12 protein-coding genes are annotated in these 13,897 nt (G+C 74.3%); 7 read left to right on the forward strand and 5 right to left on the reverse strand.

Going from position 1 to position 13,897, the window contains the following annotated elements:
• The first annotated feature begins 108 nt into the window (after positions 1–108).
• Complete coding sequence (locus tag ACH443_RS00170) at positions 109–1,677, forward strand: AbgT family transporter (RefSeq protein ID WP_430556350.1); 1,569 nt, start codon at positions 109–111, stop codon at positions 1,675–1,677.
• A 55-nt stretch (positions 1,678–1,732) separates the two neighbouring features.
• On the opposite strand, the gene ACH443_RS00175 is transcribed toward ACH443_RS00170, so the two are convergent.
• On the reverse strand, positions 1,733–3,373 hold the full coding sequence (locus tag ACH443_RS00175) for a family 10 glycosylhydrolase (RefSeq protein WP_430589139.1): 1,641 nt from the start codon (positions 3,371–3,373) through the stop codon (positions 1,733–1,735).
• Between the two features lie 176 nt (positions 3,374–3,549).
• Here ACH443_RS00175 and ACH443_RS00180 point away from each other — a divergent pair, with 176 nt between their 5' ends.
• Entirely contained in the window at positions 3,550–4,512 is a 963-nt protein-coding gene (locus ACH443_RS00180) for a peptidoglycan DD-metalloendopeptidase family protein (RefSeq protein WP_429765532.1), read from the forward strand.
• A 10-nt stretch (positions 4,513–4,522) separates the two neighbouring features.
• Here the strand turns inward: ACH443_RS00180 and ACH443_RS00185 are convergent, their stop codons facing one another.
• Positions 4,523–5,296, reverse strand: a complete 774-nt coding sequence (locus ACH443_RS00185) for an SDR family oxidoreductase (RefSeq protein WP_430589140.1) — start codon at positions 5,294–5,296, stop codon at positions 4,523–4,525.
• 113 nt (positions 5,297–5,409) lie between these two features.
• Between ACH443_RS00185 and ACH443_RS00190 the strand changes: the two genes are divergently transcribed.
• Positions 5,410–6,261 carry a helix-turn-helix transcriptional regulator gene (locus ACH443_RS00190; protein WP_429765536.1) on the forward strand — a complete coding sequence of 284 codons (852 nt, stop codon included), beginning with the start codon at positions 5,410–5,412 and terminating at the stop codon, positions 6,259–6,261.
• 16 nt (positions 6,262–6,277) lie between these two features.
• Here ACH443_RS00190 and purB read toward each other — a convergent pair whose 3' ends face one another.
• Complete coding sequence (gene purB / locus ACH443_RS00195; RefSeq protein WP_430589141.1) at positions 6,278–7,780, reverse strand: adenylosuccinate lyase; 1,503 nt, start codon at positions 7,778–7,780, stop codon at positions 6,278–6,280.
• 101 nt (positions 7,781–7,881) lie between these two features.
• Positions 7,882–9,231 (reverse strand): FAD-binding oxidoreductase, encoded by a 1,350-nt coding sequence (locus ACH443_RS00200; RefSeq protein ID WP_430589142.1) that lies wholly within the window; start codon positions 9,229–9,231, stop codon positions 7,882–7,884.
• A gap of 104 nt (positions 9,232–9,335) precedes the next feature.
• On the opposite strand from ACH443_RS00200, the gene ACH443_RS00205 reads away from it, so the two are divergent.
• From ACH443_RS00205 to ACH443_RS00215, 3 genes are all read left to right on the forward strand, one after another.
• Complete coding sequence (locus tag ACH443_RS00205; protein WP_430589143.1) at positions 9,336–10,220, forward strand: sigma-70 family RNA polymerase sigma factor; 885 nt, start codon at positions 9,336–9,338, stop codon at positions 10,218–10,220.
• 150 nt (positions 10,221–10,370) lie between these two features.
• Complete coding sequence (locus ACH443_RS00210) at positions 10,371–10,610, forward strand: hypothetical protein (RefSeq protein WP_430556344.1); 240 nt, start codon at positions 10,371–10,373, stop codon at positions 10,608–10,610.
• Positions 10,607–12,331 carry a hypothetical protein gene (locus ACH443_RS00215; RefSeq protein WP_430589144.1) on the forward strand — a complete coding sequence of 575 codons (1,725 nt, stop codon included), beginning with the start codon at positions 10,607–10,609 and terminating at the stop codon, positions 12,329–12,331. Before ACH443_RS00210 ends, ACH443_RS00215 begins: the two co-directional genes overlap by 4 nt.
• 27 nt (positions 12,332–12,358) lie before the next feature.
• Here ACH443_RS00215 and ACH443_RS00220 read toward each other — a convergent pair whose 3' ends face one another.
• Positions 12,359–12,757 (reverse strand): phage holin family protein, encoded by a 399-nt coding sequence (locus ACH443_RS00220; RefSeq protein ID WP_429765549.1) that lies wholly within the window; start codon positions 12,755–12,757, stop codon positions 12,359–12,361.
• 121 nt (positions 12,758–12,878) lie between these two features.
• On the opposite strand from ACH443_RS00220, the gene ACH443_RS00225 reads away from it, so the two are divergent.
• Positions 12,879–13,835: a RimK family alpha-L-glutamate ligase gene (locus tag ACH443_RS00225; protein ID WP_430589145.1), complete on the forward strand. Its 957-nt coding sequence runs from the start codon at positions 12,879–12,881 to the stop codon at positions 13,833–13,835.
• The last annotated feature ends 62 nt before the right edge of the window (positions 13,836–13,897 follow it).

Consider the following 13,897-nt stretch of genomic DNA (forward strand, 5'->3'; position numbering starts at 1 on the left):
GCGAATCTCACGATGCGGACGAATCCGCCGATCTCTCGCCATGGGTGACCGGGGCCACTACGTTCGGGCGGACACGCCCGCGGCGGCGGGCCGACCCGGGGAGACCGCGTGACCAGCACCCTCGACACCCGATCCCGCACCGACCGGTTCCTGGCCGTGGTGGAACGGATCGGCAACAAGCTGCCCGAGCCGTTCACGCTGTTCCTCATCCTGTTCGGCGTCATCGCGCTGGCCTCCACGGGCATGGCGCTCGCGGGCGTCACCGTGCAGATGCCCGGCAGCGACGAGGTGGTCGAGGTCAAGGGCCTGTTCACCGCCGAGGGGATGACCTGGCTCACCGAGAACCTCGGGGAGAACTTCCTGGGCTTCCCGCCGCTGGTCACGGTGCTGCCGATCCTCATGGCGGTCGGCGTGGCGGAGAAGTCGGGCCTGCTCGGCGCCGCCGTGCGGTACGCGTTCGGCTCCGCGCCGCGGTGGGCGCTCGCGTACGCCGTCGGGTTCGTCGGCGTGATGGGCAGCATCATGTCCGACACCGCGTTCATCATCATCCCGCCGCTGGCGGCGATGGTGTTCCGCGCGGCCGGGCGGCACCCGGTCGCGGGCCTGCTCGGCGGGTTCGCCGCGGCCGGCGCGGGGTACTCCACGAACATCCTCGTCACCAGCCTCGACGCGCTCTTCGCGGGCATCACCAGCTCGGTCGCGCAGATCCTGCCGGACCCGGGCTCGCCCGTGAACCCGCTGTCGAACTGGTTCTTCAACGCCGTCTCGTCGATCGCGCTCGCCCTGCTCGCGGGCTTCCTCATCGACAGGGTGCTCGAGCCGCGGATCCGCCGCCAGCGCGTGCCGGTGGAGCAGGTGGCGGAGGACGGCGAGGACCCGCTCGCCTCGGCCTCCGCGGCCACGACGACGGACGAGCGCCGCGGGCTGCGGAACGCTCTGCTGGTGGCGCTCGGCGTCGCGGCGGTCATGGCGGCCGCGGTGCTCGTGCCCGCCTCGCCGTGGCGCAACGAGGACGGCGCGTTCCTGCCCGAGTCGCCGCTGCTCAGCTCGATCGTGTTCATCGTCTTCACGATGTTCCTGGTGCCGGCGATCGTCTACGGGCGCGCGGTCGGCACGGTCCGGCGCATCGAGGACGTGCCGATCATGTTCGGCCAGGCGCTGAAGGACATGATCGGGTTCGTCGTGCTGGCATTCGTGCTCGGCCAGTTCATCGCGCTGTTCAACTGGTCCGGCGTCGGGCAGTGGATCGCGGTGTCCGGGGCGTCGGCGCTCGAGTCGATCGGGCTCACCGGCTACGGCGCGATCCTCGGCTTCCTCGTCGTCGCGTCGCTGCTCAACCTGTTCATCATCTCGGGCTCGGCGCTGTGGACGCTCATGGCCGCCGTCTTCGTGCCGATGTTCGCCCTCATCGGGTACGAGCCCGCGTTCGTGCAGGCGGCGTTCCGCGTGGGCGACTCGGCGACGCAGATCATCACGCCGCTCAACCCGTACATGATCGTGCTGCTCGCCTACCTGCGGCGGTGGGAGCCGAGCGCCGGCCTCGGCACCGTGATGGCGCGGCTGCTGCCGTTCACGGTCTGCTTCTGGCTGGTGTGGGCCGCCATCCTCACGGTGTTCTTCGTCCTCGACCTGCCCGTGGGCCCGGGCAACGGGATCTTCCTCTCCTCCGCAGGCTGAGCCTGTCGAGACCCTTCGGCCGGGTCTCGACAGGCTCGACGGTCGTGGGGAGCGCTCAGCCGGCGGTGCGGCTCCGGCTCGGGGCGGACTCGTTCCACAGCCGGTCGAGGGCGGTGACGGCGTACGTGTACCGCTCGCCGCCCACGGCCGTCGCGTCCGTGAAGGACTGCAGCACGTGCCCGTCCGAGCGGACCGTGCCGAGCAGCTGCGTGGCGTCCTCGACGTCCACGGGGACGCGGTCCCCGGCGGCCCGGTAGACGGCGAACGACGTCGCGCGCCGCCGGTGCGGCGCCGCGTCCACCCAGCGCAGCCGGACGCCGTCGCGCTCGCGGCGCGCGTGCGTGAGCGTCGGCCGCTCGACGGCGGTGCCGGGCAGGTGCGGCATCGTCGGGACGAGCGCGGGGTGGCTGTAGTGGTCCGCGAAGACCCGCGACATGGAGCCCTGCGGGTCCTGCGGCACGTGCACGGCCGAGAAGTACACGTTGCCGTGCACGGGCGTGCCCTGCTCCGTGACCTCCGCGCAGAACGTGAGGTGGTTGCTGAGCTCCGCCGGGTCGGTGAACACGCCCGACGTCACCTTGTACAGCGCCTCGCCGATGTACAGGTGGGTGCCCGACGTCGCCGCGACGTCGGCCCACCACGGCACGAGCTTGGCGTAGTCCGCGACGGCGAGCCCGAACTGCCAGTAGATCTGCGGGTTGATGTAGTCGAGCCAGCCCTCGAGGACCCACTTGCGGGTGTCGGCGAACTGCAGGTCGTAGCTCTGCGAGCCGCCGGTCTCCGAGCCGCGCGGGTCGGTCGACGCGTTGCGCCAGATGCCGAACGGGCTGATGCCGAACTTGACCCAGGGCTTGAGCTCCTTGATGCGCTCCGAGATGGTCCGGACGAACTCGTCGACGTTGTGCCGCCGCCAGTCCTCGATCGTCGCGAAGCCGCCGCCGTGCTCGGCGTACGTGGCGGCGTCGGGCAGGGTCTGGCCCGCCACGGGGTACGGGTAGAAGTAGTCGTCGAAGTGCACGCCGTCGACGTCGTAGTGCTCGACGCTGTGCAGGATCGCGGCGTAGATGTGCTCGCGCGCCTCCGGCAGGCCCGGGTCGAAGTAGAGCTTGCCGCCGTACGGCCACACCCAGTCGGGGTGCTGCCGGGCCGGGTGCTCGGGCACCAGCTTCGTGGGGTCCGTCTGCATCGACACGCGGTACGGGTTGTACCAGGTGTGCAGCTCGAGGTTGCGGGCGTGCGTCTCCGCCACGACGAACGCGAGCGGGTCGAACCCGGGGTCGCCGCCCTGGGTGCCCGTGAGGTACTGCGACCAGGGCTCGTACGGGCTGGGCCAGAACGCGTCCGCCGTCGGCCGGACCTGCACGAAGACGGCGTTGAGGTGCATGCCGACGGCGACGTCGAGCCAGTGGAGGTACTCGGCCTTCAGCTCGTCCGTGCTCAGGCCGGTGCGCGACGGCCAGTCGATGTTGACGACCGACGAGATCCACATCGCGCGCAGCTCGCGCTTGCGTGCGGTGGTCCCGGCGGCGGCCTTCGGGGTGGCCTCCGAAGCTCTGGCGGGCGTCATCGAGCCGACGGTCACGGACAGCGCCGAGCCCGCCACCCCCGCCGTCGCGAGGGAGAGGAAGCCGCGCCGGTCGAGGGCGCGCTCGCTCGCGCCGTGGTCGGCTCGGCCGGTCGGATCGGGGTGCGTCATTGCAGACCTCCGGTGGTCAGGCGGGGGGTAAGGGAGTTTCACGCTCACGGGTACCTGTGAAGACGAGTGTCGCGGATGCGGTACCGCGCGCGCCACCCCCGCGCCTGTGCTTACCGTGCGTTCGGGCAACGACGCCCCGGACCTTCTGACGCGGAGAGGGCACCACCATGCGCACCGTGCGACGCATCATCACGACCGGAGTCACCCTGGGGATCGCCACGGCGGTGGCCTTCACGAGCGGGGTCGCGGGGGCGGGGGCCGCGGCGGCCGCCGTCCGGCCGCTCCCCGACAAGAGCTACGGGCTCTCCTCCTACTACGGGCCGAGGTGCATGCCCATCAGGGGAGCGTCCACCTCCCACCTCGGCCAGGACATGAGCGCGAAGAAGGGCACCCCGATCAAGTCCGTCGCCCCCGGTACCGTCGTCAAGGCCGGGTCGGCGCCCGGCTTCGGCCAGGTCGTGGTGGTGCGCTCCAACGCCGACGGCGGCAAGGTCTTCGCCGTCTACGGCCACGTCGTCGACGGCGACAAGTACGTGAAGGCCGGCAAGTACGTGAAGCGCGGCCAGCGCATCGCCGACGTCGGCAGCTCCGGCACGTCCACCGCGCCGCACCTGCACCTGGAGATCTGGAAGCGCGAGTACAAGGGCTCCGGCAGCACCACCGACCCGCTGCCGTGGATGAAGAACCACGGGGCGTCGCTCACCGCCGGCGCGGCGTGGGCGTACAAGCGGGTCGTGCCGAAGTCCTGCAACTACTACACGACCACCAAGGTCAACCTGCGCTCCGGCCCGGGCACCGGCTACCGCGTGCTCAAGACCGTCAAGGTCAACCGCTGGCTCACCGCCAAGCCCGGCGCCGGCTCGGGCGTGTGGCGCAAGGTGAGCTACGGCGGCACCACCGGCTGGATGCACGCGAACTACGTCTCCCCGGGGCTCACCTCGCTGGGGACGCGGTACGTGAAGGTCGACGGCCTGCGGCTGCGCTCGGGCCCAGGCACCGGCTACAAGGCCATCGACACGCTCAACAAGGGCAAGGCCGTCAAGAAGATCTGGGACTCCTCCGGCGGGTGGGTCAAGGTGTTCGTCAACGGCCACCAGGGCTACGTCGCGTCGAAGTACGTCGGGTCGACGAAGCCCTGAGCGCCGGGCGTCAGACGGCGTGCCGGTCCGTGGCGTTGAGCCGCGCGACCGTCGCGTCGTAAGCGCCCGACGTCTCGGCGAAGCGGAGGAACTTCACGCCCTCGACGAGGATCTCGTGGGCGTCGGGACGGGCCGCGAGGAGGTCGACCACCTCGTCGGCGAACGCGTCCAGCGGCATGGCGACCGGGTTGTCCTCCTGCCCCGGCATGAGGGCCGTGCGGACCGCGGGCGGCACGATCTCGATCACCTGCACGCCCGCCGGCTCGAGCTGCAGCCGGATGCCCTCGCTCAGCCGGTGGACCGCGGCCTTGGTCGCGTTGTACGTGGGCGTCACGGCGAGCGGCACGTGCGCCAGCCCCGAGGAGACCGTGACGAACGCGGCGCCCGAGCCCGCCGCGGCGCGGGCACGCAGGTGCGGCAGGAACGCGGCGGCCAGGCGGATCGGGCCGAGCAGGTTGGTGGTCACCGTGCGCTCGGCGGTGGCGAGGAAGTCGGACGAGGTCCAGTCCTCGGGCTGCATGATGCCCGCCATGGCGACGACGGCGTCCAGGCCGGGGTGGCGCTCCAGCACCACGTCGCGGGCCGCCTCGATGCTCGCGGCGTCGGCGGTGTCGACGCGGACGGCGTCGATCCCGGGGTGGGCGGCGACGATCTCGTCGAGCAGGGCGGTGCGGCGGCCGCCCACGATCACGGTGCTGCCGCGGGCCCGGAGCCGGAGGGCGAGCGCGAGGCCGATGCCGCTGGTCGCGCCGGGGACGAAGACGGTGCTGCGGGTGAGGTCCATGCCCCTCACCCTGCGCGGCCCGGCGCGCGGGCGGGAGAGGAGCGGTCGTCGGGGGACCGACGATCCCTGGCTGCGGCCTGGCCCGACCGGCGGCGGCGGCGGACGATGGGCGCATGGAGCGTGCCGCCGACCGTCGAGAGCTGGCCGAGTTCCTGCGCCGTCGCCGGGAGGCGGTGCAGCCCGCCGACGTCGGCCTGCCCACGGGCGCCCGACGTCGCACCGCGGGGCTGCGGCGGGAGGAGGTCGCGGCGCTCGCCGCCATGTCGGCCGACTACTACACGCGGCTGGAGCAGCAGCGCGGCCCGCAGCCCAGCGAGCAGATGCTCGCGTCGCTGGCGCGGGCGCTCCGGCTCACGGACGACGAGCGCGACTACCTGTTCCGCGTGGCCGGTCGGGGGGCGCCGGACCGGGTGACGATGTCGTCCCACGTGTCGCCCGCGCTGCTGCGCGTGCTCGACCGCCTGTCCGACACGCCCGCCCTCGTGCTGTCCGCGCTCGGCGAGACGCTCGTGGCCAACGATCTCGCCGTCGCGCTGCTGGGCGACCGGTCGGCGCTGACGGGGTGGGCGCGCAGCGACGTCTACCGCTGGTTCACCGACCCGTCCGAGCGGCTGCTGTACCCCGAGGACGACCGCGACCGGCAGGGGCGCTCGCTCGTGTCCACGCTGCGTGTGGCCCACGGGATGCTCGGCCCGCGCTCGCGCGCGGGCGAGCTGGTGCGTGAGCTGCGGGAGCGCAGCCCCGAGTTCGCCGAGCTGTGGGACCGGCACGAGGTGCACCAGCGGTTCGCCGACCACAAGACGCTCGTGCACCCGCAGGTCGGGCCGATCGAGCTGGACTGCCAGGTGCTGTTCACTGAGGACCAGACCCAGGCGCTGCTGGTGCTCACCGCGCCGCCGCGCTCCGAGGCGGAGGAGAAGCTCGCCCTGCTCGCCGTCCTGGGCCAGCAGGCCATGGCGCGCTGACCCCGGCGCACCGGGGTCAGGCGAGGTAGTCCTCGACCAGCCGGGCGGCGATGCCGGTGTACGACGCGGGCGTGAGGTCCGCGAGGCGCGCGGCGACGTCGTCGGGCAGGCCGAGGCCGGCGACGAACTCGCGCATCCGGGCGGCGTCGACGCGCTGCCCGCGCGTGAGCTCCTTGAGCCGCTCGTACGGGTTCTCCATGCCCTCGACGCCGGCGACGGACGCGGCGCGCATCGCAGACTGGACGGGCTCGCCGAGCACCTCCCAGTTGTGGTCGAGGTCGTCGGCCATGAGCGCGGCGTTGACGTTGAGCGCCTTGAGGCCGCGGCGGACGTTGTCGATCGCGAGCAGCGAGTGGCCGAACGCCGGGCCGATGTTGCGCTGCGTGGTGGAGTCGGTGAGGTCGCGCTGCAGGCGGGACGTCACGAGCGTGGCCGACAGGGTGTCGAGCAGCGAGCACGAGATCTCGAGGTTCGCCTCGGCGTTCTCGAACCGGATCGGGTTGACCTTGTGCGGCATGGTCGACGAGCCGGTGGCCCCCGCGACGGGGATCTGCGTGAAGAAGCCCAGCGAGATGTACGTCCACACGTCGGTCGCGAGGTTGTGGAGGATGCGGTTGAAGCGGGCGACGTCGGCGTAGACCTCGGCCTGCCAGTCGTGCGACTCGATCTGCGTGGTCAGCGGGTTCCAGACCAGGCCCAGGTGCTCGACGAACGCCTCCGACACGGCCGGCCAGTCGGCGCCCGGGACGGCGACGACGTGCGCGCCGTAGGTGCCGGTGGCCCCGTTGAGCTTGCCCAGGTACTCGGCGCCCTCGACCCGGCGCAGCTGACGGCGCAGGCGGTGCGCGAGGACGGCGAGCTCCTTGCCCATCGTCGTCGGCGTGGCCGGCTGACCGTGCGTGCGGCTGAGCATCGGGACCTCGGCGTGCTCGCGCGCCATCTCGGCGAGCTGGTCGGTCAGCGCGGTCGCGGCGGGCAGCCACACCTCGCGCACGCCGCCCTGCACCATGAGCGCGTACGACAGGTTGTTGATGTCCTCGGACGTGCACGCGAAGTGCACCAGCTCGCTCGCGGCGGGGAGGCCGGTCTCGCCGAGGACCTCGGGCGCGGCGGCGATGCGGCGCTTGATGAAGTACTCGACGGCCTTGACGTCGTGCACCGTCTCGCGCTCGATGGCGGCGAGCTCGGCGATCTCGTCCGCGCCGAACGTGGCGGGGATCCGGCGCAGGTAGGCGATCTCGGCGTCGGTCAGCGTGGGGGCGCCGGGGACGACGGCGCCGGGGGTCGCCGTCGTGCCGTTGCACAGCGTGACCAGCCACTCGACCTCGACGTGGATGCGCGCCCGGTTCAGCGCGGCCTCGCTGAGGTGGTCCACCAGCGGCGCGACGGCGCCGCGGTAGCGGCCGTCGAGCGGCCCCAGCGCGATCGGCGGGGTGACGTCCGCGAGAGTGACGCGGGTCGGGACGGCTGTGGACTCTGTCGGCGAGGTCTGCGGCGCGGGGGAGGTCACGGCCCACATTCTCCCACGGACCCAGACGGACGTGGTGAGCGCGATCTCGGGGACAGGCCGACCGCGAACTGTCCCCGAGATCGCGCTCACCACGATCGCCGGCGCCCGGTTCAGCCGAGGAGCGGGTAGCTCCCGCGGACCGTGCCTCGCGGGTCGCGGGCCCGCTTGAGGTCGCGCAGCCGGGCGAGGGCGGCGTCGTCGTACGCGGCCGCGGCGCTCTCGCCCGGGGCGAGGAACGTGGCGGGCTTGCGCAGCGTGGCGACCCTCGCGAGCTCGGCCGGCAGCGCCTCGAGGCGGTGGCCGACGGCGGCCGCGAGGCTCGGCTCGAACGCCAGACCGAACGCGTACAGCAGGTAGGGCTCGTCGATCGCGCCCAGCGCGCCCGCGCCGTCGCCCGGCGCGGCCAGGGCGCCGCCCAGGTGCCGCAGCTGGAGCACGAGCAGCGGCGCGACCGAGGTCGTGAACAGGCGCTCCACCGCCTCGTCGTCGATCCCCTGCAGCAGCTCGGCGCGGCCCTTCCCCGCGGAGGGGTCGGTCGGGTCGGCGGTGATGTCGCCGACGTCGACCGGCGCGACCGGGCCGATCGCCGCGTCGACGCCCTGCCCGAGGACGTCGGGGACGGCGGCGAACGGGGCGAGCAGCGTCCGGGCCTCGGCCGCGTCGCCCAGGTACGCGGCGTGCACGACGACGACGGCCGGGGCGCCGGGCGCCTCCACCCGCGACAGCCAGACGCTGAGCTCGGCCGGGGCCGTGGCGGTGACCTCGCGGAAGGCACCGAGGACCTCGGCGGCGCGCGCGGCCGGCCAGGCGACCTTGCCGCCCGCGAACGCGGGCAGCTCGACCAGGTCGATCTCCATCGCCGTCACGACGGCCAGGTCGCCGCCCCCGCCGCGCAGCCCCCAGAACAGCTCGGGGTCGGAGGCGGCGGTGACGGTGACCTTCTCGCCCGCGGGGGACACGACGTCGAACGACCGCACGTGGTCGGCCGCCAGGCCGTGGGCGCGGCTGAACCACCCCAGCCCGCCGCCGAGGGTGTAGCCGACGGCGCCGACGCCAGGGGCGCTGCCGAGCAGGGTCGTGAGGCCGTGCGGGGCCGCGGCGGACTGCACGGCTCCCCACGACGCCCCGGCGCCGACCCGGGCGGTGCGGCGCACCGGGTCCACCTCGACGGCGTCGAGCGCGCGGGTGCGCAGGAGGACGGTGCCCACCACGTCGCCCGACGCGCCGTGGCCCGTCGACTGGGCCGCGACCGTCAGCCCGGCGTCGCGCGCGTGCCGCACCGTGGCGGCGACGTCGTCGGCGTCAGCGGCCTCGACGACGGCCGCGACGGGCTGCCGGACGGCGAGGTTCCAGGGGGTCGCGGCGGCGTCGAACGCGTCGTCGCCGGGCAGGAGCACCCGCCCGCGCAGGTCGCGGGCGAGGGCCGGGGAGAAGGTGTCGGTCGAGGTCAGGGAGGTCATGCGGGCTCCTGGTCGAAGGGCCGGTGTCGCACCCTCGTGGTTCGGTGTCACCGGCAGCGTGCGCTGTCACCTCTCTGACACGGCCCGACGAAGGAGTGTGACCGGTGAGCACGGATCAGTTCGCGGCGGGCCGGCTCACGGCGGACCAGTTCGAGGCGTTCCGGCCGCACCTGCGTGCGGTCGCGTACCGGGTGCTGGGGTCGACGGCGGACGCGGAGGACGCCGTGCAGGACGCGTGGGTGCGCGCGCACGCCGCCGGCGCCGCAGGGGTGGAGAACCTCGGGGGCTGGCTCACGACGATCGTCGGACGGGTGGCGCTCAACCTGCTGCGCTCGCGCGGGACGCGCCGGGAGACGGCGTGGGACGGGCACCTGCCGGACCTGCTCGTGGCGCCGGCCGACGGGCCGGCCGACCCCGAGCGGCGGGCGGTCGAGCAGGACGACCTCGGCTCCGCGCTGATGGTCGTGCTGGACACCCTGGCTCCCGCCGAGCGCGTCGCGTTCGTGCTGCACGACCAGTTCGCGGTCCCCTTCGAGGAGATCGCGCCGCTCGTCGACCGGTCGCTCCCCGCCACGCGTCAGCTCGCCAGCCGCGCGCGCCGCAAGGTGCGCGACGCCATGCCCGTGCAGGACGACGTCGCGCGGCGTCGGGAGGTCGTCGCCGCCTACCTCTCCGCGTCGCAGGCGGGGGACTTCGACGGCCTCGTGGCGCTGCTCGACCCGGAGGTCGTGGTGCGCCTCGACTACGGGCCGGGGGAGCTGTCCCGCGTGCTGCGGGGCGCGCAGGCCGTCGCGGAGCAGGCGCGCCTGCACTTCGGCACGGCGCGCTTCTCGCGGCTCGCGCTCGTGGCCGGCTCGCCCGGCCTGGTCACCGTCCTCGAGGACGGGACGGTCTACTCGCTGCTCGCGTTCACGGTGCGGGACGGCCGGGTGGCCGGCATCGACATCCTGTCGGACGCCGCCCGGCTCGCGGGGGTGCCGGAGGCATAGCGGACGTCGGTCTCGGACGTCGGTATCCGACGTCGGCTTCGGACGCGGGGACGGCGCGGCGCGGTGGGGAGCCTGTCCCCAGGGCGGCGCCGTCCACAGGCCGAAGTCGCGCCCGGAGTCACGGTCGGGGCGCGGCCTAGCGTCGCGGGCATGACCTCACCGGCCCCACCCTTCTCGTCCCCGGCACCCGACCCGAGCGCCGCCCGTGCCGCCGTCCTCGTGGCGCGCCACGACGTCCTCGACGCCACTGCGGGCGCACGGCGCAGCCTGGCGGTGGCCTGGCAGTCGACGGCGGCCGACCGGTTCCGCGACGACGTCGGCGCCCTGCTCGCCGACCTCGACGCCGATCTGCGGCTCCTCGAGGGGGCGGCCGAGGTGCTGGCCCGGTGACGCGCGGGCTGCCGCCCGACGAGACCCTGGACGTCGTGGGCGGCCGGGCCCTCGCCCAGGTCGACGCCGAGGCAGTGCAGGGCGCGGCGGTGCTGCTCGACGGCGTGGCGGAGGGCCTGCGGCGGGCGTCCCACCGGTCGTTCGGCGCCGCAGGGACCCTGCGGGGTGCGGCGTGGGCCCCCGACCCGTGGCCGCGACCGGCCGTGCCGCTGCCCGGCGCCGCGGGGGACGACGCCGCGGCTGCCGCGTCCCGGGAGGCGGCTGCGGCTCGGCTGGACGAGGTGAGCGCCCGGCTGCGCGCCCGGGCCTCGACGGCGGAGGGCTGCTCGCGCCGGCTGCGGCTCGCGGCCGGCCTGTACCGGGAGGCGGAGAGCGTGGTGCAGCGCGTCGCCGACGGGGCCGTGACCCTGCTGGCGGGCGCGGCGGGAGCCTGGCTCGGGCTGGCGGCGACGCCGGTGCTGACCGTCACGTCCGTGGCGGACGGGCTGCGCGGTGTCCGGGCCCGCGGCGCCTCACCCGGCTCTGGCCCACCCGGCTCTGGACCGACCGGCGCGACCGTGGCGCCGCCGACTGCGTCCTCCCCGCCCGATCCGCCGACAGCGCCGGTGACGACGGGCCCAGACGGGAGGCTGGCGAGCGTGTGGCGGGTCGTCGCGCCGTTCTCCGACGAGGCGGTCGGGGGTTTCGCGGCGGGGTTCAGCGCCACCCGGCCGTTGACCTGGCAGGACCTGCGGCGCGGGATCGAGGAGGGCCCGGCGACCGCGCTGGACCCCGTCACGCGCGGCGCGGGCTCGCTGTCCGACGTCGTGGCCGCGCTGCTGCCCGACGCGGTGCCCCAGGTGGTGGCCCTGTCCGACGCGGACCTCGCCGGCCAACGGCCCGGGTGGGCGGACCGGCCGGCGGGCTCCGTCGCGGAGACGCTCGCGCGCACCGCGGACCTCTACCCCCAGGGCAGCGGAGTCGTCGACCGGCCCGCGGCCGGTGTGCCCGCCGGGACGCTCGCGGTGGAGGAGGTCGTGCACGGCGACGGCACGACGTCGTGGACCGTGCTGATCCCCGGGACCCAGGAGCTCCTGTCGTCCTCGAACCCGTTCGACGCCGCGACCGACCTCGGCCTCATGGCGCACGAGGCGGCGGACGTGTCCGTGGCCGTGGAGCAGGCCCTCGACGCGGCGGGCGCGTCCCCGGACGAGCCCGTGGTGCTCGTGGGCCACAGCCTCGGCGGGATCGCTGCGGCGGCGCTCGCGGCGTCGTCGGCGTTCCGCGCGAACCACCCCGTCGGCGGCGTGGTGACCGCGGGGGCGCCGACCGCGTCGTTCGCCCTCCCCGCGGGGGTGCCCGTGCTGCACGTGGAGAACGAGGAGAGCCTGGTCGAGAACGTGGACGGCAGGTCCCGCGAGGAGGGGCCGGCCACGGCGGACCGCGTCACGGTGGGGCGCCGGCTGCTGGACTCGACGGACCCGGCCGACGTCGCCGCTGCCGGGAGCATCTCGCTCGCCCATGCGATGCCCACGCACCTGCGCACGCTGGCGGCGGCGCGGCGGTCCGGGAACGTGCAGGTGGCGGGGGTGACGGCGCGGCTGGAGCGGCTGCTCGACGGCACCCGGGCGCGCACCCGGTTCTTCGCGGCGCGCCGGGTGGACCCGGCGCCGCCCCTGGTCATGGCGCCCGGGACGACGGCGCCCCCGCCGGGGAACCCGACGGGGGCGATGCTGCACTGAGCGTGTCGTGCGGCGGAGGCCGGTGCGTCAGCCCTTCTTCGGCGCGAACGCGCCGATGATCGCCTGCAGCACGGCGAGGATGAGGGCGATCCAGACGAACCACCAGAAGCCGCCACTGACGTCGACGCCCCAGTCCCCGAACCACCCCTGGTCGGTGATCCAGGTCGTGAGCCACAGCACACCGGCGTTGATGACCAGGTAGAAGAGGCCCAGCGTGAGGATGAGCAGCGGGATCGAGATGATGCTGACGATCGGCTTCACGAAGCTGCTGATGATGGTGAACACCAACGCGACACCGAGCACCGCCAGGATGTACTCGAGCACGTTGTCGCCGTCGTACGGGGGCAGGATCTCGAGGTTGGTGAAGATCAGGTCGCTCAGCCACAGCGCCACGGCCGTGACGAGGGTGCGGACGATGAAGTTCATGCGGCCATCGTGGCACGTCATGAGTGCGCGGGGCAGGCGCGACGCTCGATGCCGCGGGGCTCGGCGACCGGATCCCGGTGGCCGGATCCCGGCGACCGGCCCGCGCGCGTAGGCTCGCCGGGTGAGCGAGCCGTCCGTCCTCGTCCTGCACGACAACCCCGACTGGCTGCCGCCGTTCGAGCGGGCATTCGACCGCGCCGGCGTGCCCCTGGAACCGGTGCACCTGGGCGACGTCGCCCTGGACCTCGCCGCGCCGCCGCCCCTGGCCGTGCACTGGTCGCGGCTCAGCGCGTCCGCGCACACGCGCGGCGTCCCGCACGCACCGGAGGCCGCGCAGGCGGTGCTGTCCCGGGCCGAGGCGGCGGGCCGCCGGGTCGTCAACGGCACGCGCGCCGCGGCGCTCGAGGTGAGCAAGGTGCGGCAGTACGCCCTGCTGCGCGCCGCCGGGCTCGACGTGCCGCGCACGACCGCCGTCACGGACCGCGCGGCGCTGCGGGCGGCGGCCGCACGGTTCGGCGCCCCGTTCATCACCAAGCACAACCGCGGTGGCAAGGGGCTGGGGGTGCAGCGGTTCGACGACGTCGAGACGTTCGCCGCCGCCCTGGACGCGGGCCTGCTCGACGAGCCCGTCGACGGCGTGTGGCTGCTGCAGGAGCTGCTCGTCGCGCCCGAGCCGTTCGTGACCCGTGCGGAGTTCGTCGGCGGCCGGTTCCACTACGCGGTCCGCGTGGACACGTCCACCGGGTTCGAGCTGTGCCCGGCCGAGGCGTGCGCGCTGCCGGGGGCCGACGGCGTCGCCCCGCCGCCGCTGTTCGCCCTGCGGCCCGAGGTCACGGCCGAGCACCCGGTCGTCGTGCGGCTCGAGCGGCTGCTCGCCGAGCAGGGGATCGAGATCGCCGGGGTCGAGTTCTTCGAGACGGTCGACGGCCGCACCGTGCCGTACGACATCAACACGAACACCAACTACAGCCCGGACGTCGAGGAGTCCGTCGAGGTACCCGCCGCCGCCGCGATCGCCCGGTTCTTCGCCGGCCTGGTGCGGGAGCTCGCCGGGGGAGTGCCCGCCTCCGCGAGGTAGTACCCACCGTGCCGAGGTAGTACGAGCCCTCGCGAGGTAGTACGGACCGAGCCGAGGTAGTA

This window comes from Isoptericola sp. NPDC019571 (assembly GCF_044389385.1).
In the GTDB taxonomy this organism is placed as follows: Bacteria; Actinomycetota; Actinomycetes; order Actinomycetales; family Cellulomonadaceae; genus Isoptericola; species Isoptericola nanjingensis.